The 18,419-nt window shown below is 40.7% G+C and carries 18 protein-coding genes and 1 pseudogene; 11 read left to right on the top strand and 8 right to left on the bottom strand.

The features are described 5' to 3' along the window. Window positions 1-20: 20 nt before the first annotated feature. Together scpA and HUW48_RS12925 are read left to right on the top strand one after the other, a co-directional pair. The gene (gene scpA, locus HUW48_RS12920; RefSeq protein WP_182416065.1) at window positions 21-2,162 is read left to right on the top strand and encodes a methylmalonyl-CoA mutase; all 2,142 of its coding nucleotides are present in this window, start codon (window positions 21-23) and stop codon (window positions 2,160-2,162) included. After that, complete coding sequence (locus HUW48_RS12925; RefSeq protein ID WP_182416066.1) at window positions 2,155-3,468, top strand: PAS domain-containing protein; 1,314 nt, start codon at window positions 2,155-2,157, stop codon at window positions 3,466-3,468. The genes scpA and HUW48_RS12925 overlap by 8 nt, the downstream gene beginning before the upstream one ends. A gap of 105 nt (window positions 3,469-3,573) precedes the next feature. Here HUW48_RS12925 and HUW48_RS12930 read toward each other — a convergent pair whose 3' ends face one another. Continuing rightward, window positions 3,574-4,350 carry a hypothetical protein gene (locus HUW48_RS12930; protein WP_182416067.1) on the bottom strand — a complete coding sequence of 259 codons (777 nt, stop codon included), beginning with the start codon at window positions 4,348-4,350 and terminating at the stop codon, window positions 3,574-3,576. A 259-nt stretch (window positions 4,351-4,609) separates the two neighbouring features. Here HUW48_RS12930 and HUW48_RS12935 point away from each other — a divergent pair, with 259 nt between their 5' ends. The 6 genes from HUW48_RS12935 to meaB all read left to right on the top strand — a co-directional run bounded on the left by HUW48_RS12935 (window position 4,610) and on the right by meaB (window position 9,677). Then, entirely contained in the window at window positions 4,610-4,987 is a 378-nt protein-coding gene (locus tag HUW48_RS12935) for a PH domain-containing protein (protein ID WP_182416068.1), read from the top strand. A gap of 26 nt (window positions 4,988-5,013) precedes the next feature. Next, on the top strand, window positions 5,014-5,568 hold the full coding sequence (locus HUW48_RS12940; protein WP_182416069.1) for a GNAT family N-acetyltransferase: 555 nt from the start codon (window positions 5,014-5,016) through the stop codon (window positions 5,566-5,568). Window positions 5,569-5,679: 111 nt separating this feature from the next. Then, on the top strand, window positions 5,680-6,279 hold the full coding sequence (locus HUW48_RS12945) for a TetR/AcrR family transcriptional regulator (protein ID WP_182416070.1): 600 nt from the start codon (window positions 5,680-5,682) through the stop codon (window positions 6,277-6,279). A gap of 166 nt (window positions 6,280-6,445) precedes the next feature. Then, entirely contained in the window at window positions 6,446-7,078 is a 633-nt protein-coding gene (locus HUW48_RS12950; RefSeq protein ID WP_182416071.1) for a nitroreductase family protein, read from the top strand. Window positions 7,079-7,503: 425 nt separating this feature from the next. Further along, window positions 7,504-8,607, top strand: a complete 1,104-nt coding sequence (locus HUW48_RS12955) for a TolB-like translocation protein (RefSeq protein ID WP_246343857.1) — start codon at window positions 7,504-7,506, stop codon at window positions 8,605-8,607. A gap of 83 nt (window positions 8,608-8,690) precedes the next feature. After that, window positions 8,691-9,677 (top strand): methylmalonyl Co-A mutase-associated GTPase MeaB, encoded by a 987-nt coding sequence (gene meaB, locus HUW48_RS12960; protein ID WP_182416073.1) that lies wholly within the window; start codon window positions 8,691-8,693, stop codon window positions 9,675-9,677. 134 nt (window positions 9,678-9,811) lie between these two features. On the opposite strand, the gene HUW48_RS12965 is transcribed toward meaB, so the two are convergent. The 5 genes and pseudogenes from HUW48_RS12965 to HUW48_RS12985 all read right to left on the bottom strand — a co-directional run bounded on the left by HUW48_RS12965 (window position 9,812) and on the right by HUW48_RS12985 (window position 13,703). Continuing rightward, window positions 9,812-10,911, bottom strand: a protein-coding gene (locus tag HUW48_RS12965; RefSeq protein WP_394368414.1) for an IS3 family transposase whose coding sequence is annotated in 2 segments (ribosomal slippage) — window positions 9,812-10,650 and window positions 10,650-10,911 — 1,101 coding nt in all. Because the reading frame shifts where the segments join, the coding sequence is not laid out codon by codon here. A 64-nt stretch (window positions 10,912-10,975) separates the two neighbouring features. Next, window positions 10,976-11,200 (bottom strand): annotated as a pseudogene (locus HUW48_RS12970) (transposase); the annotation flags it as partial. Window positions 11,201-11,356: 156 nt separating this feature from the next. Then, window positions 11,357-11,716, bottom strand: a complete 360-nt coding sequence (folB, locus tag HUW48_RS12975) for a dihydroneopterin aldolase (RefSeq protein WP_182416075.1) — start codon at window positions 11,714-11,716, stop codon at window positions 11,357-11,359. A 15-nt stretch (window positions 11,717-11,731) separates the two neighbouring features. Beyond that, window positions 11,732-12,772 (bottom strand): DivIVA domain-containing protein, encoded by a 1,041-nt coding sequence (locus HUW48_RS12980; protein WP_182416076.1) that lies wholly within the window; start codon window positions 12,770-12,772, stop codon window positions 11,732-11,734. After that, a complete protein-coding gene (locus HUW48_RS12985; protein WP_182416077.1) occupies window positions 12,747-13,703 on the bottom strand; it encodes a WD40 repeat domain-containing protein in 957 nt (318 codons plus the stop codon). Before HUW48_RS12985 ends, HUW48_RS12980 begins: the two co-directional genes overlap by 26 nt. A gap of 156 nt (window positions 13,704-13,859) precedes the next feature. On the opposite strand from HUW48_RS12985, the gene HUW48_RS12990 reads away from it, so the two are divergent. Next, complete coding sequence (locus tag HUW48_RS12990) at window positions 13,860-14,498, top strand: 4'-phosphopantetheinyl transferase family protein (RefSeq protein WP_182416078.1); 639 nt, start codon at window positions 13,860-13,862, stop codon at window positions 14,496-14,498. 141 nt (window positions 14,499-14,639) lie between these two features. After that, window positions 14,640-15,239: a redoxin domain-containing protein gene (locus HUW48_RS12995; RefSeq protein ID WP_182416079.1), complete on the top strand. Its 600-nt coding sequence runs from the start codon at window positions 14,640-14,642 to the stop codon at window positions 15,237-15,239. Between the two features lie 5 nt (window positions 15,240-15,244). Here the strand turns inward: HUW48_RS12995 and HUW48_RS13000 are convergent, their stop codons facing one another. Then, a complete protein-coding gene (locus HUW48_RS13000) occupies window positions 15,245-16,273 on the bottom strand; it encodes a bifunctional heptose 7-phosphate kinase/heptose 1-phosphate adenyltransferase (protein ID WP_182416080.1) in 1,029 nt (342 codons plus the stop codon). Further along, a complete protein-coding gene (locus HUW48_RS13005) occupies window positions 16,274-17,488 on the bottom strand; it encodes a pyridoxal phosphate-dependent aminotransferase (RefSeq protein WP_394368468.1) in 1,215 nt (404 codons plus the stop codon). It lies immediately after the preceding gene. A 387-nt stretch (window positions 17,489-17,875) separates the two neighbouring features. On the opposite strand from HUW48_RS13005, the gene HUW48_RS13010 reads away from it, so the two are divergent. Continuing rightward, window positions 17,876-18,349, top strand: coding sequence for an OmpA family protein (locus tag HUW48_RS13010; protein ID WP_182416081.1), 474 nt, complete (start codon window positions 17,876-17,878; stop codon window positions 18,347-18,349). The last annotated feature ends 70 nt before the right edge of the window (window positions 18,350-18,419 follow it).

Below are 18,419 nucleotides of genomic sequence, written 5' to 3' on the forward strand. Positions count from 1 at the left end.
TTCCATTACAAAGCCTGACCGTGAAGCCTGATTTTTCGAAAATTTCTTTAGATAAAACTGTTGTTAAAAATTCTACCAGCCAGCCGGAGCCAACTACCTGGAAAACGGCAGAACAAATTCCGTTAAAGCATTTCTATTCGGCGACTGATATTCAGGAACTGGATCATTTAGGTTTTACGGCCGGCATTCCGCCGTACTTGCGGGGCCCCTACTCTACCATGTACGTGCGCAATCCCTGGACTATCCGGCAATACGCGGGTTTTTCTACTGCCGAAGAAAGCAATGCATTTTACCGCCGGAACCTGGCCGGTGGTCAGAAAGGATTATCGGTGGCTTTTGATTTAGCCACGCATCGGGGTTACGATTCCGACCACCCCCGAGTAGAGGGCGATGTAGGTAAAGCCGGTGTAGCCATTGACTCCGTATTGGACATGAAAATTCTCTTTGACCAGATTCCCCTGGATCAAATGAGTGTTTCTATGACCATGAACGGAGCGGTATTACCCATTTTGGCTTTTTATATTGTAGCGGCCGAAGAACAAGGGGTGAAACCAGATCAATTGAGCGGTACTATTCAGAATGATATTTTGAAAGAGTTTATGGTGCGGAATACTTATATCTACCCGCCAGAACCCAGCATGCGCATTGTGGCCGATATTTTTGCTTATACCGCACAGCGTATGCCTAAGTTCAACTCCATTAGTATTAGCGGCTATCACATGCACGAAGCCGGTGCAACCGCTGCTCAGGAACTAGCCTATACCCTCGCCGATGGCCTGGAATACGTGCGTACCGGTTTAAACGCCGGATTAGACATTGATCAGTTTGCGCCCCGTTTATCGTTTTTCTGGGCGATTGGCATGAATCATTTCATGGAAATTGCTAAACTCCGAGCGGGCCGCTTGCTTTGGGCCAAGCTAATGCAACGTTACTTCCCCCGAAACGAAAAATCATTAATGTTGCGCACGCATTGTCAAACCTCGGGTTGGAGTTTAACCGAGCAAGATCCATTTAATAACGTAGCTCGTACTACCTTAGAGGCTTTAGCGGCAGTTTTAGGAGGCACCCAAAGTTTACACACCAACGCTCTCGACGAAGCCATTGCCCTGCCAACCGATTTTTCGGCACGCATTGCCCGTAATACCCAATTGTATCTGCAGCACGAAACCAATATTACCAAAGTAGTAGATCCCTGGGGTGGCTCTTATTACGTAGAAACTCTCACCCACGAGCTGGCACATAAAGCCTGGGACCTTATTCAGGAAGTAGAAGATTTAGGCGGAATGGCCCGAGCCATTGCCACCGGTTTACCAAAAATGCGCATTGAAGAAGCCGCTGCCCGCCGGCAGGCCCGCATTGATTCCGGGAAAGATGTAATTGTGGGAGTAAATAAATACCGCCCCGAGAAAAATGACTTTCCGGTGGAAGTACTGGATATTGATAATACTTTAGTACGCGAAACCCAGATAAAACGCTTAGCTCAATTAAAAGCCGAACGCAATACCTCTGCGGTAGAATCAGCTTTACAGGCGCTCACCCAAGCTGCGCAGGGTGGAGGCGAAAATTTAATAGAATTGGCAGTAGTAGCCGCTCGTAACCGGGCTACTTTAGGCGAAATATCGAGTGCATTAGAAAAAATTTACGGACGATATAAAGCAGTGACCAGAGCTATTTCCGGCGTGTATTCCGCCGAACTTTCCGACGATGAGAATTTTAAAAAAGCCAAAGAACTGGCCAACCAGTTTGCGCAAGTAGATGGCCGCCGGCCACGCATTATGGTGGCTAAAATGGGTCAGGATGGGCACGACCGCGGCTCTAAAGTAATTGCCACTTCCTTTGCCGATATGGGTTTTGACGTGGATATTGCACCGCTTTTTCAAACTCCGCAGGAAGTTGCCCGCCAGGCAACGGAAAACGATGTGCACGTGGTTGGGGTAAGCAGTTTGGTGGCTGGTCATAAAACATTAATTCCGCAATTAATTACCGAGCTGAAAGCTTTGGATCGCGCTGATATTCTGGTTATTGCCGGGGGTGTAATTCCGGCGCAGGATTATCAGTTTTTATACGATGCCGGGGTGGTGGGCATCTTTGGTCCGGGTACGGTTATTAGCATAGCTGCCCAACAAATTTTGCATAAATTACTATCTAATGAGAATGTCTGAAAACGCGAAAGTAGATTTACACGAACTATTTGTTAATATTCCGGAAGCATTAATTGCTATTGCCCCGGACTATACGGTTTTGGAGGTTACGAATAAATATTTAACCTTGGTATTACGCACCCGAGAGCAATTAATGGGCAGCAACCTGCTAGAGGCTTTCCCGGACAGTCCGGAGGATGATAGCTCTAAAAACACCAGCCTTTTACGGCAATCTATTGATAAAACCTTCCGGGAAAAAATTGTAAATTATTTTGAACCGCTCCGGTACGATATTGTCCGGCCATCAGCCCAAGGCGGCGGCTACGAAACGCGCTACTGGGAAGCCTCTCATACTCCTATACTGGACGAAGCGGGTGAAGTTAAATATATTATTCGGCGTACGAGTAATGTCACCCAACGGGAACTGGCTAAAAGGGCCCACCTTGAGATGGAAAATAAATTTAAGTACATGACCGATGCTGTTCCGCAGCTCATTCATACTGCCGATACCCAGGGCAATGTAACCTACGTAAATCAGCGTTGGCTTAACTATACCGGATTATCCGCCGAAGAATTACTGGGCACGGGTTGGCGCAACACCTTTCATCCGGATGATTTAGCGGCGGTGCAGAAAAAAATGGATGTAGCCTTGCCGCCGAACGAAGAGTTTCAGGCCGAAGTGCGCATTCGTAACAAAGAAGGGAACTATCGTTGGCATTTAACAAAAAGTTTACCGCTAGTCAATTTAGAGGGTGCTGTAAACATGCGGGTAGGCAGCAATACCGATATTCATGATGCCAAAATAATGGTGCAGGAGTTACTGGCAACGAACGAGCAAATGTCCCAGTTGTCGGACCAGGTACACCTTGCTTTTCAAAAAGTTGAAGCGGAGCGGTCTACTTTAGAACGCCTGATTTTGCGAGCCCCCGGTCTTTTTTGTATTCTAAAAGGTTCTGAACTGCGATTTGAACTGGTTAATCCGGCTTACCAGGAGCTGTACCCCGGCCGCGAATTGTTACATAAAACCGTAGCCGAAGCGTTACCGGAAATTGTAGACCAAGGTTTTTTAGAAGTACTACAATCAGTTTACCAAACCGGCCAGGATTTCGTTGCCGAAGAAATTCCTTTTACTTTATATCGTTTTGCCGATCAAGCACCAGAAACAATTTATTTTAATTTTACTTATCAAGCTATTTTCGACGAAAATAATAAAGTAAGTGGCATTCTAGGTTTTGGCTATGATGTTACGCCTCAAGTTACTTTTAAGCAAAAATTAAAAGAACTGGGTTACGATACAAATAAAAGCCCACTACCATCCAACAATTAAATAATCCGCCAAAAAAATAAATCTAAAGAGCTTTTATGTACGTTAACTTATATTTTAAATAGATAAGGATAAGGAAGTAAAGATACGAATAACGGTTTTAAATAGTTAGATTTTCGCCTGTTCTTTTGATTCGAGAGTTTTCGTTAATAATTCATTTGTTTCAACATCAAAGAAAAAATTTCCGAAAGGATCTTTTTCGTATTCTTTTAAATAAGCTTTATCTAATTTATTTCGTGAAATTGCACGCAGTGGAATAACATATAATTGATTGGGAGAGGATGGCTCACCTCCAATACCTAAGGTTATAAAAACTGGAACTCTCTTTTTGTTTGAAAATGATTTATAATTTTCAATCTGCCTAAGAGTAGCTATTTCAACCTCATCATAGTAAAAATTTTTTCTCCATTTACACTCTACAGCAAAGTTGTAAGATCTATTATTATAATTAAACTCAAACAACATATCTGGATTCATTGCGTTTTCAGCGTAAATGCCATTAATATATTTATCTCCAGACCATTCTTTTAATATAAAAAACTTTTGATTAAACTTTTGAACAATAAATTTTTCAAAGGCATCACCTTTACTTTTAGAATCATTAGGTTGTTCTGAACTATTTTCTTTAGTATCGGACTTACTTGAATAAATATTGTTTGATTGCTTGGTAGTATTTAGATAATCATGTGAGTCATTTTTGTTAATACCACTTTCTATTGCTTCCTTATTTTGATAAGTTACCTTTGATTCAACTGAATCAATATCTATCCTGGTTGAAGTAGTATTGCCTATCCTTTCAACTTGATTTTTGCTCTTCTTCATTATGACTGCAGTACCAGATATAATAAAAAATACACCGATAATAATTAAGACGATACCTGTCATGCCCTTCATTTTATAACTTAGCTAATATATTATTTTTACAATATTAATTATTAAATATATAACATGCAAATAGAATAGGCTTTTGAAATATAAATTGGCCATATAAACCTTATATTTACCAGAAGGATTTTTTATAAAATATTAAAAATCAAGTAAATTAATTGCACCTAGCAATACACTTAGATTGTGAAATATTTGAAGCCCTAACAGAAGTAGTTAAATAGAAATCTTTAAGTTGCAAAAATTAAAAATTAAAACGATGGGAATACTAGATGGTTTAATGGGAAATGCCAGTGAGGTGTCGCTGGAAACAATACAGACGGAATTTGCGCCTTTGTTAGTGGACGGGGAAAATCTGGAAAAAGCATTTAAAATATTGCGCGATATGTTGGTTTTTACCAATAAGCGCCTGTTAATTGTCGATAAGCAAGGTTTAACTGGTTCTAAGATAGAGTACTTATCTATTCCGTATAAATCTATTACCCGTTTCTCGAAAGAAAGCGGCGGCATGTTCGATTTAGATGCCGAATTAAATATCTGGGTTACCGGACAAGCAGAACCAATAAAAAAAGAATTCCGCAAGGATAATAATATTAATCAGGTTTACCAGCTTTTAAGCACCTTTATATTAAAATAATTGCAGAAATCTACTCGACTGTTTTAATGAAAGATTTTGATATAAAGGTACCTACAGCCGCAGATGTACCGGCAATAGTTGATTTAGCTAACGCATATACTTACCAGAATCTTTCACTACAAGAGCGCCAATCTGGGTTTTTAACTGGTGTTTTCTCCGAAGCGGCAATATCTGCTATGATTGCTTCGGCACCTTGTATAATAGCCTATCAACAACAAGGACTAGCAGGTTTTATTCTCAATACTAATTTACCGCCGGGTAAGTATCCGCCTTTGGTACAGGAAATTATTATTCAGCTACCCCAACTAAACTACCAGAATTTACCTGTAACCCACTATAATTATTTTTTTTACGGACCAGTACTCGTTGCGAAAAATTACCGACGGCAAGGCTTGCTCCAGAATATGTTTCAGAAAACGAAAGAAGAACTTAAAACCCGTTTTAACTTAGGTATTGCCTTTATTGATCAAGCAAATAAAGCTTCGCACCAGGTTCATACCGAATCCCTCGGTTGGGAAGTTATTGGGGAAATTACTTTTAATAACCACATCTATAGCCTTCTGGCATTTTTCTTAACCTGATATTTAGCTTCTATTTACTAAATTTAAAATAAAACGAAAAATAGTTGGTAAAAAGGTAAATGAACTTTAAATTTACTAACACTGTTAACTATTCTAACAACAGATAAGTAGATGGGAATCATAGAGCGCAAACAAAGACAAAAAGAAGAAGTTCGGGGAAGTATTCTCCAGGCGGCTTGGGCTTTGGTGTTAGCCGAAGGCTGGCAAGCGCTTTCTATTCGTAAAATTGCGGAGGCTATTGAGTACAGCGTACCCGTTATCTACAACCACTTCGAGAACAAAGAAGCCATACTGCAGGAATTTACTAAAGAAGGGTTCCGGCTGTTAAACCTGCAATTAGAAGAAGCCAAGCTACAGCACGATGAACCGTCGACTCAATTAGAAGCCCTGGCTCATGCTTACTGGAATTTTGCTTTTGCTAATAAAGAATATTACCAGTTAATGTATGGCTTAGGCATGCCTACTTGCGAAACAGTGCGGCAAACGCCAGAAATGAAGCAATTTAGTAACATACTTCAGGAAACTATAAAAGAATTAATTAACTCTGGCAAAAACCCGAAAGTTGATTATTTTTTAAAGTTTCATACCTTTTGGTCAATGTTACATGGTTTAATATCGATTAATTTAACCGGCCGAAGCGAAGCTCCTGACAAATTAAATCAATTAATATTACAAGATGCTATTCAAGGATTTATTAAAAACATTTCCTAATTTTTTTATTTATTAATTAACAGTGTTAGAAATAATAATAGCAGTAAAATACATTTAACTATTAACCAATAAATATTTTTTTGTGCTATAAGTTAACAGTGTTATTATTAATATTTAAGTAATTAAAAATTAAACAGTTACTAACTCATTTAAAACAAATAAAATTATGAGCCTGATACAAGCTTTAAATTGGCGCTACGCTGTAAAAAGAATGAACGGTGAGAAAGTGCCACAAGAAAAAGTAAATGCCATTTTAGAAGCAACTCGCCTTTCTGCTTCTTCTATGGGCTTACAACCTTATACCGTTTTAGTAATTGAAGATGAAGAATTGCGGCGTGAGATTCAGAAAGTAGCCTTTAATCAACCACAAATCGTAGAAGCTTCGCACTTACTTATATTTGCCGCCTGGGACAATATTACCGAAGAGCAAGTAACGGAGTACATCAATCAAATGGCCACCGAACGCGGAGTTGCGCCGGAAACTTTAAATGATTTTAAAAGCTCGCTGGTGGGCATTGTTACCCGCAACACTCCTGAGCAAAACTTTCAGTGGGCTGCCCGCCAGGCTTATATTGCTTTTGGTACGGCTATCGCCGCTGCTGCTACCGAACAGGTAGATGCCACTCCCATGGAAGGTTTTAATGCCACCGCCTTAGATGAATTGTTAAACCTTAAAGAAAAAGGCTTGCGTAGTGTAACTTTGCTGCCTTTGGGCTACCGCGACGAAGCCAATGATTGGTTAGCCAACCAGAAAAAAGTGCGTCGTGAAAAAGAAAAGTTATTCCTGCAAGTAGCTTAAATATCCTCAAAAACTTTATCCCACTACAGTCCGATTACTGTACGCGTTAAAAGCCCACTCAAATAAGAGTGGGCTTTTGTTTTATTGGCTGGTAGCTGGTGGGCTTTTTTATTTCTTTAAAGTCTTTTATAGCTTAAATTCGAATAAACTCATCCATAAACTCGTTTTAAATAATATAAACTATTAAATGCAGCCAAGCTCTTGAAGTAAAAAGTTTAAATCAATCTGTTGGTTACTAAATCTAAATATATCTGACTGAATAAGAGCCATAAAATTAGTAAGTATTTATATTCTCCGGTTTTTTTGTTGTACTTGTTTTATTTTTACCCGAAAATTTCGAATTTACATCGACCTTAACTCTCTGCATCAATCCAATTATGTTAAAAAAAATTTGTTTCGCTTGCTTGTTTCTATCATGGTTTTGGGTGAATAAGACTGCGTATGCGCAGAAAGAAGCCAACATCTGGTATTTTGGCGAGCGGGCAGGTTTAGATTTTACCAGCGGAAAACCCGTACCATTGGCCAATAGCATGCTTTCTACTATGGAAGGTTGCGCTACTATTTCAAATACCGACGGGAATTTACTATTTTATACCAATGGCGTAAGTGTCTGGAACCGCGAGCATAAATTAATGCCGAATGGCAATCGTTTAATGGGTCATCGGTCTTCTACCCAATCGGCGGTAATTGTGCCCCGTCCGCTTAACCCTAATATTTACTATATTTTCACCGCCGATCTGCAATCGCAGTTGTATGGCCTCCGCTATTCCGAAGTGGATATGAAACTGCAAAATGGCATGGGCGATATTGCTAAAAAAAACAACTTTTTGATTTCACCCGTTTCCGAAAAATTAACCGCCGTTAAACATAGCAACAACAAAGATTACTGGGTAATTACGCATAAGTGGAATTCTGATGGTTTTTACGCCTACCAGGTAACGGCGGCCGGAGTAAGCCGGCAACCAATTGTAAGTAACGTAGGTACGACTCATAAGGGTAAAAACAAAGAAGCAATTGGAGCTATGAAAGTATCGCCGGACGGAAAAAAACTTGCCTTAGCACTTTGGCGCGACAGCAATAAATTTGAAGTTTTCGACTTTAATGCCAGCACTGGTAAAGTATCGAACCCTATTTCTTTTGACCACTACGACGAAGCTTATGGGGTAGAATTTTCACCGGATGGTACTAAGCTCTATGGAACAACCAACGGAATTGGCAACGTACCTTCTCAAATCTGGCAATTTAATTTACTGGGTTCCCGGCAAGCCGTAGAAGAATCCCCTACCCTTATTGCGGTTTCTAAAGCCGATAAAATTGGTTCGTTACAACTAGGTCCGGATGGTAAAATTTACCTGGCGAAAGAAAAAGAAACTACCTTGGGATTAATAAATAACCCAAATGCTCCGGGTTTGGGCTGTAACTACGTTGACGAAGGTCAGATGCTGGACTCAGCAAGTCATAGCGAACTCGGCTTGCCTAATTTTGTGCAAAGCTTCTTTTTCAATATTCGTTACAGTCAATTGAGATAGGTTATAAATTATTTATCTTTTTTATTACTCCTTCACTTCTGCCTGCGTACCATTTAAATCTTTCATTTAAAACAGAGTAGGTTTTGGTAAAACGCTTTTACGTTGATCAGTACGTAGATCAGATTCTGGCCGGGAACCGGGTGGTATTAAGCCGGGCAATTACATTAGTCGAAAGTAAATTGCCCGCTGATCAGGAACTCGCGCAACAAGTAATTAACCGGCTTCTACCCTATTCCGGTAATTCCATCAGAATTGGAATCACGGGTGCTCCAGGAGTTGGTAAAAGCACTTTTATTGAGGCCTTAGGCAATTATCTCATTTTAAAAGAACAGAAAAAATTAGCGGTACTAGCCATTGATCCTACTAGTCAAAGAACCGGGGGCAGTATTCTGGGAGATAAAACCCGCATGCCCGTACTGGCTACTCAGCTCCAGGCGTATATTCGCCCTTCTCCGGCTGGTAATTCCTTGGGCGGGGTTGCCTGTTACACCCGCGAAAGTATACTATTATGCGAAGCGGCTGGCTTCGAAGTTATTTTTGTAGAAACCGTGGGCGTGGGTCAATCTGAAACGGCCGTTCATAGCCTCACCGACTTTTTTCTGCTTTTGTTACTAGCTGGCGCCGGCGACGAATTGCAAGGTTTAAAAAAAGGAATAATGGAGATGGCCGACGCTTTAATAATTACAAAAGCCGATGGATCTAATTTAGAGAAAGCCCGTGTGGCGCGAGCAGAGTACATAAATGCTCTTCATTTATTTCCTGTGCCGCCATCTGGTTGGCAAGTTCCGGTACAATTAAGTTCTGCTCTAGAAAACACCGGTATTTCCGAAGTTTGGAAAAGCATACAGGAGTATGCTCAAAAAATGCAAAAAAGTAAATATTGGCAAGAAAAACGCAACCAACAGCATCTTTACTGGTTCCGTGAAACGATTCGCCAGACTTTAGAAGAAAAATTTTTCGCGCATCCTGAAGTAGCCAAGCATATAAAAGAAAAAGAACAACAAGTTATATCCGGCCAATTATCCGCTTTTGCTGCCGCTCAGGAATTACTAAATCTAGCATATAAATAATTTCATAATTAAAGAGACACAAGTATCAAGATAGTAGATGTTGGACATTGTTGGATTTACGCAATGGATTGTTATATCCTTTCTACTACTGTAAGCTTCCCGTTTTTAGAACTGGTTACAATTATAAATTCTAATTAAGGTGATACTACTTTACTAAGCTGCTTTTTTCTAGCATATTCAACGGGAGCCATTCCATTCAAAGCATCATGTGGTCTTTTATGGTTGTAATCCTCGAGCCAAGTCGCCGTAATTTCTCTTACTTCCTCCAGGTTTTCAAATAAGTAAGCATTAAGTACATTTCGGCGGAAGGTACCGTTAAACCGTTCTACAAAGGCGTTTTGCGTTGGCTTGCCGGGTTGAATATATTTAAATTCTATCCCTTGGACCTGACTCCATTCCTTCATTAAGCTAGCCACAAACTCTGGTCCGTTATCCATTCGGATCTGTTTTGGTTTTTCTCTTCGCTTTAATAGGTGATTCAGTACCCAAACTACCCGGTTGCTTTTCAAAGAAAAGTCCACTTCAATATGCAAGATTTCCCGGTTATAATCATCTAGCACATGGAAAGAGCGGAACTTTCGCCCGTTCAGCAAAGCATCACTCATAAAATCAATCGACCAAGTATAGTTCAATGTCTGCGGTACTTGCAGGGGCTGTTGGATGCGGGCGGGTAGACGCTTTTTCGCTTTACGACGCAGGTTTAAACCCAAAGCGGTGTAGATGCGATAAACCCGTTTATGATTCCAAAGATGGCCTTCTTTACGTAACCGTACATAGACCTTCCAAAAACCTTCTCGGGGATGCTGCTCGGCTTTCTGCCGTAAAGCTTCTTCCACCGGTTGGTCCTCTTTAACAGCTTGATAATAGTAAACCGACTTGCTTAAGCTCAATACCCGGCACGCCCTGCTGATGCCGGCTTGTGGTTGCTGGTAAACCTCTTCCACCAGCTGTCGCTTTTGGCAGGGCTTCAAAGCTTTTTTTCGATGATCTCCTTCGCTAATTTTAAGTCTAAGGCTAGTTCCGCATACATGGCTTTCAACCGCCGGTTCTCTTCTTCTAAATCCTTGAGCCGCTTCAGCTCGGTCGCATCCATACCGTTGTAACGTTGCCGCCATTTGTAAAAAGCCGCTTGACTCACTCCATGCTCTCGGCTAATCTCGGCCGCACTTTTACCATCCTCAAATTCCTTGAGAATTTTAGCAATTTGTTGGGGACTAAAGATCTTTCTTTTCATAAGTACTGTTCTAAGTTAAGTTTTTTCCTCTTCCTGAACAGTTCTATTTTTGGGGAAGCTTACACAGACTTAAATCGGTATACATTTTCTTTAACCGGGCATTCTCCTCTTCCAACTCTTTGAGCCGTTTTACATCCGAAGCTTCCATGCCGCCGTATTGGCTCTTCCACCGGTAAAAGGTAGACCGGCTAACTTCTAATTCCCGGCAAATGTCTTCTGTCTTCTGACCCGACTCATTCTCCTGTAGCGATTTGATAATCTGACTCTCGGTAATCCTTGTCTTTTTCATCTTTTCAGTTTTAAAGTATCCATTTTCTGTCTCCTTTCAAACTGTCCGATTTTTAGGGATACTTACATATAGATATTTGCACAAGAGAAAAGAAAAAAAGGAAATCCTTCCTTCGGGCTTTTGGCTTAGAAAGAAGGATTTCCTTTTTTATTAAATCTATCGCTTTTCCTTTAAAGTTACTTTGGCTTTGTGGCAAATTCCGCCAAGCGGAGGATTAAATTTATAGATATTTACTTTTACTTTTTTTAAGTGCGGAAATTTATGATAAATCCGATCAATAATGCGGTAGCCTAAGTGTTCGAGTAAACGAGCAGGCACTTTCATTTCTTCGTACACTAACTTGTACAATACCTCATAATTTACCGTTTTAGGTAATTCGTCGGTTTGGGCCGCTGCTTGTAAATCCGTGTCAATAAATAAATCTACACCGTACTTGTTCCCAATTTTCTGCTCTTCATCGTAATACCCATGAAAAGCAAAAAACTCCATGCCTTCCAGAGTAATGCGTCCTTGCATAATTAATTAGCCGGTTTAATCTAATTCGTCAAAAAACGAACCGCTACCAACCGGTTGAGCCACTGGTTTGGCGCTTGGTTTCAGTTGATTAAAAGTAGGGCCACCTGGTTGCGTTAACGGCGGTTGTACTTCCGGCGTCCCCGGCGAAATGGGGCTTATTTCCGGAACCGGACGTTCTATTTCCGGCGCAGGTGAAGGGTTATCTGGAATGTCGGGCATTGGCCGCTCTATCTCCGGACCAGTAGGAGACGGTACCGGAGTTTTCGGATCCGGAATTTCCGGCTGCGGCGGGGTAACGTCCGGTGTCGGATTATGGTCCGGTTGAGCAGGTGTTTCCGGAATAGGTTCCACAGCGGGGTTTTGGGCAATTACGGAATTTTGCGTCAATAACTGCTCCGCCCTCTGTTGCATGGCCGGAGGATTTAAAGAAATAGAATCTACACTGGAAGTGGAGAACACATCTTTTAATTCCTTACTTAATTCTACTTGTTTTACTTTAACATTTGCCGCCTGAGACAGAATACCAGATAAGTACGTGCGAGGGCGTTTGTTTGATTTTTCTACTTTTTCCAAAGCGTCTTGGGCTAAATTCTTTAAATCCCGGACTAAACTTTCCAGGTAACTCTCCATACGCTGATGCTCCTGCTCTAGTTGCTTTACTTCGCGCTGCATATCGTCAATAGCTTTTTCCGATTGTTTATAGGCATCTTCAATAATGCTGCGGGCTTTTAACCGCGAATCATTCAATAACTGATCTGCTTGTAACTGGGCTTCCCGCAACTTTAACTCCGCCGACTTATTGGCTTGTTCCAGCATGTTATTGCCCGTATCTTCGGCTGTTTTAAGCGTGCGATAAAGCGAGGATTCTACTTCGCGCATTTTCTGAACTTCTTTACCGGAAATGTCCAGTTTTACCCGTAGTTCTTTGTTTTCGTCCTGCAGTTTTTCCCACTCTTGCGAAAGCGTTAATAAAAAAGCCGAAACTTCGTCTTTATCACAACCTCGGAAAGCTTTTTCAAAGGTTTTTTGCCTAATCTCTAACGGTGTAATCTTCATAAGTTAAACTAAAATTTAAATCCCAGACTGATATGGTACGGTCGTCGCTACCCGAAACTAACTGGTTCCGGTAACCCGACCACAATAATTTATTTACCGAAGTGCCATGGCCCGCATGCCTTACTTTATCAATTACCTTTAATAACCGGAAGGCTTCGGCATCCCAAACTTTAATGGATTTATCCATGCTGCAGGTAGCAAAAAATTTTCCGTTTGGGCTATATGTAATATGATTAATGGCGTACATGTGGGCAATTATAGAAGTATGTTCGGTATACTCTGCCGTAGCCAGCCATACTTTTAAATGTGCGTCGCGGCTACCGCTCAACAAAAAGCGCCCATCCGGGGAATAAGCCACGGTAAAAACCGAATTGGTATGGCCGCTAAGTTCGAATTTTAATATTAAGGACGTTGCATCCAGCACCCGAATAGAATGATCGCTAAATCCAACGGCTAACTCTTGCGTTAGCTCGTTTAGTGCCAGGCAACGCGCACTTTTTTGAGAAAGTTTAATTATCTTTTTTAATGTGAAAGAATTTGCATCGATAACAGCTAAGCCACCATCGCCTAAACCAACGTAGATGAATTGCGTTTTTCCTGACCAAACAATATCAAAAATGGCTACGGGTGGTAAGGGTACAGCAGCTAGTACTTCCTTATTGGCTATATCTATAATTTGTAAACTATTATGATTATGCCCCACCAACAGCCAATTTTTTTCGGGCACATAACGCAAGGCATACACCGAGGCCGGTACCTGAGCAATTAACTCACCATTACCGGAATTTTCCAAGTTCCAGGCCACTACCATGCCGTCACCAGCCGCAGAAAAAAATACTTCCTCCCTATCCGACTTTTCCAAGGTATACACGCAATCCCGGTGGCCAGTAAAAGTTGTAATTTTTTGTACCTGGATAGTGCGGTAATTCATGAAAATTAAATTTAAAGTAAGGGTGCAACACTAATTTACAAGAATCTATTTAAGAAAAAGTAATTTTCCGGAAAAATACCCAAAAGTCTTCCGGTATGCTGTAGCTTCTAATTAATAGAATAACGCAAGTAAAATATTTAGTACCTTTAATCCGCGATGCCCATTGCTCAGATAAAAGAAATAGCTCCAGGTACTTTAATAGGCCGCTGGACCTTAACCGAAACGGTAGCACAATTAAAAGCCTACCTTAATTTACCGGCAGAATTACAAATTCCCGAATTCATCACACACGATAAGCGGCAGACAGAGTGGTTAGCCAGCCGCATACTAGCTTACCAAATGTTGCAGTACTTTACATCGGTACCTTATCCCCTGCATAATAACGAAATTGGAAAACCTTACTTTGCCGAAAGTTCTTACCACATTTCCATTTCGCACACGCAACAACAGGTGGCTGTATTACTTTCTAATAATGTTCCGGTTGGCATAGATATTGAAAGAGTACAATCGAAAGTAAGCCGGGTGCAGAATAAATTTTTGAATGCAGAGGAGAAACTAGCTATTAACAACGATTTAGTAAAACTTACCATTGCCTGGAGTGCAAAAGAATCTTTGTACAAACTTTACGGAAAAAAAAATCTGATTTTTAATCAAAATTTACTTTTGTCGCCGTTTCCTATTAGCCTAACCGGCAATATGGAAGCGTTCATCCGTACTCCTGAGTTTCAAAAAAAATATATAGTTTACTTTGAAGTAGAAAAGGACACGGTACTTACTTATTGTTTAGGAAGTTAAAACTGACGTTTGTAAAAAATTTAATAGCATTAAATAGAATTTTTGGGTAAGTACCTTAGTCATAAATATTAAAATCATTATATATTTATACTTCTTACAACCAACCTACTAAAGTTTACCTATCAAAGGCAAAGTTTAATTATGAAAAAAATAATTCTTATTAATTTATTGCTACTAACCGCCATACATTTACAGGCTCAAACTTCTACTCAGGGCCAAAAAGTAGAACCGTTTGTCTTACAAAATGAAACCGGTCAGAAATTAGCTCTTGCCGATTATGCGTCCAGCAAAGCGGTAGTGGTAGTATTTACGCACAACCATTGTCCTTACTCCCGTTTGTATAAAAGCCGACTTCAACGATTAAACTCAGAATATTCGGGTAAAGGAGTTACGTTCTTGTTTGTGCAACCTGCCATTAGTACCGATAATAGTCCTGGTAATGATGGTAACGCTGTTGATAAAACGAACGCTCCGGATAATGCCGATTTTACTTATTTTAAAGATACTAACCAGAAAGTAAGCCAGCAACTAGGCGCCACCAAAACGCCGGAGGCAGTGGTATTGCAGCCGCAAAACGGCGATTTCCTGCTCCGTTACAAAGGTGCTATAGATGATAATCCGCAGGTGGAAGGCTACGTGAAAGAATCTTATTTAAAAACTGCTTTAGATGCTATCTTAGGTAATCAGGTTCCGGCTGTAACCCAAAACCGAGCTACCGGTTGCACCATTAAACGTTTTTAAAAAATTTAAATTTTGATTACCGGAGTAATTTTAACTAACTGAAATGTATTCGTACGTTGTGCTTCCACCAGTAAATTTACTTTGTCAATAGGTACTACGCCTACTTGTTCGCAAACCAATCCTCCGCCTAAATTAGATAAACCTGCCACAAAGGCAATGGGCAAATCTAAGGCTAAACAAAGCGCCGCAATGCTAATTACGGTATCGCCCGCTCCCGATACATCCGAAATTGTTCTTAAATGAGCAGCAATGTACTTTTTGTGCGGGCCCGATAAATAAAATACGCCCCGTTCCGAAAGGGTAATTAATATGGTGGGCGTATTTAATTTTTGCTGTAACGTAAAAGCGGCTTGCTCAAATGCTACGTGGTTTGAATCTGCGAAATCAATTTTTAAACCTTCTTTTAGTTCTTTTAAGTTGGGCTTAAATAACGTGCAACCCACGTAAGACAGAAAGTTTTTCTTTTTGGGATCCACCACGGTTGGAATATCGTGTTGCCTTGCCAATTCTATCATAGCCGCGATATTTCCTTCGTTAAGAACACCTTTGTCGTAATCCTCAAAAATTACTACATCGGCTAAGGGTAATAACTTACTGTATTGTTGCACCAAATGCGCCGACTCATGTTCTAATAATTCAGCTTCCATTTCGGCATCGATGCGCAACAGTTGCTGGCCACCTGCCAAAATCCGTTCTTTAACGGTGGTAATCCGGTCCGGACTTTTAATGATACCGTCGGTTGGTAATTGCTGTTCTTCCATTAAGCGCAGCAATTCTGCCCCGACAAAATCTTCGCCGATTACGGCGCATAATAAAGGCGTAGCGCCCAATGCCTGCACATTGAGCGCTACGTTTGCGGCACCACCCAAACGCTTTTCTTTCCGGACTACGTTCACAATCGGAACGGGAGCCTCCGGTGATAAGCGCGAGGACTTGCCCCATAAATAAGAATCAATCATAACGTCGCCGACTACCAGCACCGTTAACTGATTAAAAGAATCAAAAATAGCCTCCAGGCTATTGAATGTTGTCATTTAAACAAGTTTGGCTAAACTTTCTTTTAAGCGGCGCATGGCCTCCACCAGTTTTTCGTCGGAAGCAGCAAAAGAGAAACGCACGCATTCATCCGCCCCAAAGGCATCGCCGGAAACTACGGCTACGTGCGCATCATTTAAAATGAACATGCTCAGGTCGTTGGAGTTATTAATTACCTGGCCATTAAACGACTTACCAAAATAAGAGCTTATTTCCGGGAAAATATAAAAAGCTCCCTGCGGTACATACGTTCTGATACCCGGAATCTCATTCATTAATCCTAATACTAAATCGCGCCGGCGCAAATAAGCCGCTGACATTTCTTCCGCAGAACCTCTACCACCTTTTAAAGCGGCTACGGCTGCTTTTTGAGCAATAGAGCAAGTACCCGAGGTAATCTGACTCTGCATTTTATCGCAGGCATCGGCAATTTCTTTGTTAGCAGCAATGTAACCTACGCGCCAGCCGGTCATGGCATAGCCTTTAGAAAAACCATTAACGGTAATCACCCGATCTTTAATAAAATCAAATTGCGCCATGCTGGCATGCTGACCGGTAAAGTTAATGTATTCGTAAATTTCATCGGCCATCACGAATATCTGCGGATGCTTCGCCAGAATATTGGCAAAAGCCTCTAATTCTTCTTTCGAGAAAACCGAGCCCGTTGGGTTACACGGCGACGAATACATTACCAATTTGGTATTGCTGGTAATGGCATCTTCGAGTTGCTGCGGGGTAATAGCAAAATCGTTGTCAATGGTACCTTTTACCTGCACCGGAATTCCTTCGGCTAGTTTTACTACTTCTTCGTAGCTTACCCAATAAGGCGAAAATATAATTACTTCGTCGCCGGGATTTACTAAACTCATTACCACATTAGCAATGGATTGTTTGGCGCCGGTAGAAACCACAATATTTTCGGGTTTGTAATCGAGATTATTGTCGCGTTTTAATTTATTTACAATTTCTTGCCGCAGATCCGGATAGCCGGCCACCGGAGTATAAAAAGTAAAGCCATCGTCGAGGGCTTTCTTGGCGGCATCTTTAATGTACTGCGGAGTTTGGAAATCGGGTTCGCCGAAACTCAGGTTTATTACATCGTAACCTTGAGCCGCCAGTTCGCGCGCCTTCTTGGCCATCGCAATGGTTTGCGATTCTGCTAAAGAAGTAATGCGATCGGATAAAAAGCTGGTTGCCTGTTCTGTCATTTCCATATTGGTTAAATGTTATGCGGCCAAAAATACAGATTTATAACGGAATTGCTTAATGTGGTTCTCTGAATTATTATCGCACCAGAAAAAATTCGAAAATTTAAAATGTATTCATAATTATTTAACATTCTTTTGCTACTCCCCTCTTTAATATTAAATGCTTTTAAAATTATTCAATTAAACTTCCTTTTGCCGCGAACCAGGCGGTAAATACTTTCTCATAAACGCGCCGTTTTCTGCTACTTATTTCCATAGGTCTACTATCGTTATAAAATTATAAGGGCTGAAATCCAATTGCAGGTTTGATTGCGTAAGTAAGGATTAAACATAATTAGGATTACAATTTTTAAGGGAGCTTTTACCTATTTAACTTAATTATCCAATTATTTGATGAGAACAAAATTATTCAGAACCGTTGCTTTTTGCCTGGCCTTAGTTGCTACCGGCGTAAATGCCTACCATACCGTTCCTGTTATTAAGTCTGTAATCGGACCAGAAAAACTTAAAAATAAAAATCTGAAAGTAGATGTAATTACTAAATTAGAATACGATTTTGCCAAAGCTTCCATCCGGAATGATTACTGCCCTAATTTAGACCAATTAGCTGAAATAATAGTAAATGAAAAATACGCCATATCGCTGCGTGGTCACGCTGATTCTATTGGCAGTTACGTTGGCAATTGGAAATTATCGGACAAACGAGCGTTAAAAGTAAAAGAATATTTATTGTCGAAAGGCGTGGAAGAAAACCGGATTGTTACCACTCCATACGGCAGCACCCAACCAATTGCCCCTAACCTAACTGCTGAAGGCAGGCAAAAGAACCGTCGGGTAGAAATTAGTTTAAGAAAGCTGAATGAATAATTTTTACCTAAATTTACTTTGCGGTTTTATTTAAAGTACTTGAGTAAAAATAACCCTAACTGTACTTCTC

Source organism: Adhaeribacter radiodurans (assembly GCF_014075995.1).
GTDB lineage: Bacteria > Bacteroidota > Bacteroidia > Cytophagales > Hymenobacteraceae > Adhaeribacter > Adhaeribacter radiodurans.

Bases quoted from the DNA above. Each gene is read 5' to 3' on its own strand.
- HUW48_RS12980 (WP_182416076.1), bottom strand. From the start codon at position 12,772: ATGAAGATTACACCGTTAGAGATTAGGCAAAAAACCTTTGAAAAAGCT.
- HUW48_RS12945 (WP_182416070.1), top strand. From the start codon at position 5,680: ATGGGAATCATAGAGCGCAAACAAAGACAAAAAGAAGAAGTTCGGGGA.
- HUW48_RS13000 (WP_182416080.1), bottom strand. From the start codon at position 16,273: ATGACAACATTCAATAGCCTGGAGGCTATTTTTGATTCTTTTAATCAG.
- folB (WP_182416075.1), bottom strand. From the start codon at position 11,716: ATGCAAGGACGCATTACTCTGGAAGGCATGGAGTTTTTTGCTTTTCAT.
- HUW48_RS13005 (WP_394368468.1), bottom strand. From the start codon at position 17,488: ATGGAAATGACAGAACAGGCAACCAGCTTTTTATCCGATCGCATTACT.
- HUW48_RS12950 (WP_182416071.1), top strand. From the start codon at position 6,446: ATGAGCCTGATACAAGCTTTAAATTGGCGCTACGCTGTAAAAAGAATG.
- HUW48_RS12935 (WP_182416068.1), top strand. From the start codon at position 4,610: ATGGGAATACTAGATGGTTTAATGGGAAATGCCAGTGAGGTGTCGCTG.
- HUW48_RS12985 (WP_182416077.1), bottom strand. From the start codon at position 13,703: ATGAATTACCGCACTATCCAGGTACAAAAAATTACAACTTTTACTGGC.
- HUW48_RS12925 (WP_182416066.1), top strand. From the start codon at position 2,155: ATGTCTGAAAACGCGAAAGTAGATTTACACGAACTATTTGTTAATATT.
- HUW48_RS13010 (WP_182416081.1), top strand. From the start codon at position 17,876: ATGAGAACAAAATTATTCAGAACCGTTGCTTTTTGCCTGGCCTTAGTT.
- HUW48_RS12995 (WP_182416079.1), top strand. From the start codon at position 14,640: ATGAAAAAAATAATTCTTATTAATTTATTGCTACTAACCGCCATACAT.
- HUW48_RS12990 (WP_182416078.1), top strand. From the start codon at position 13,860: ATGCCCATTGCTCAGATAAAAGAAATAGCTCCAGGTACTTTAATAGGC.
- HUW48_RS12940 (WP_182416069.1), top strand. From the start codon at position 5,014: ATGAAAGATTTTGATATAAAGGTACCTACAGCCGCAGATGTACCGGCA.
- HUW48_RS12930 (WP_182416067.1), bottom strand. From the start codon at position 4,350: ATGACAGGTATCGTCTTAATTATTATCGGTGTATTTTTTATTATATCT.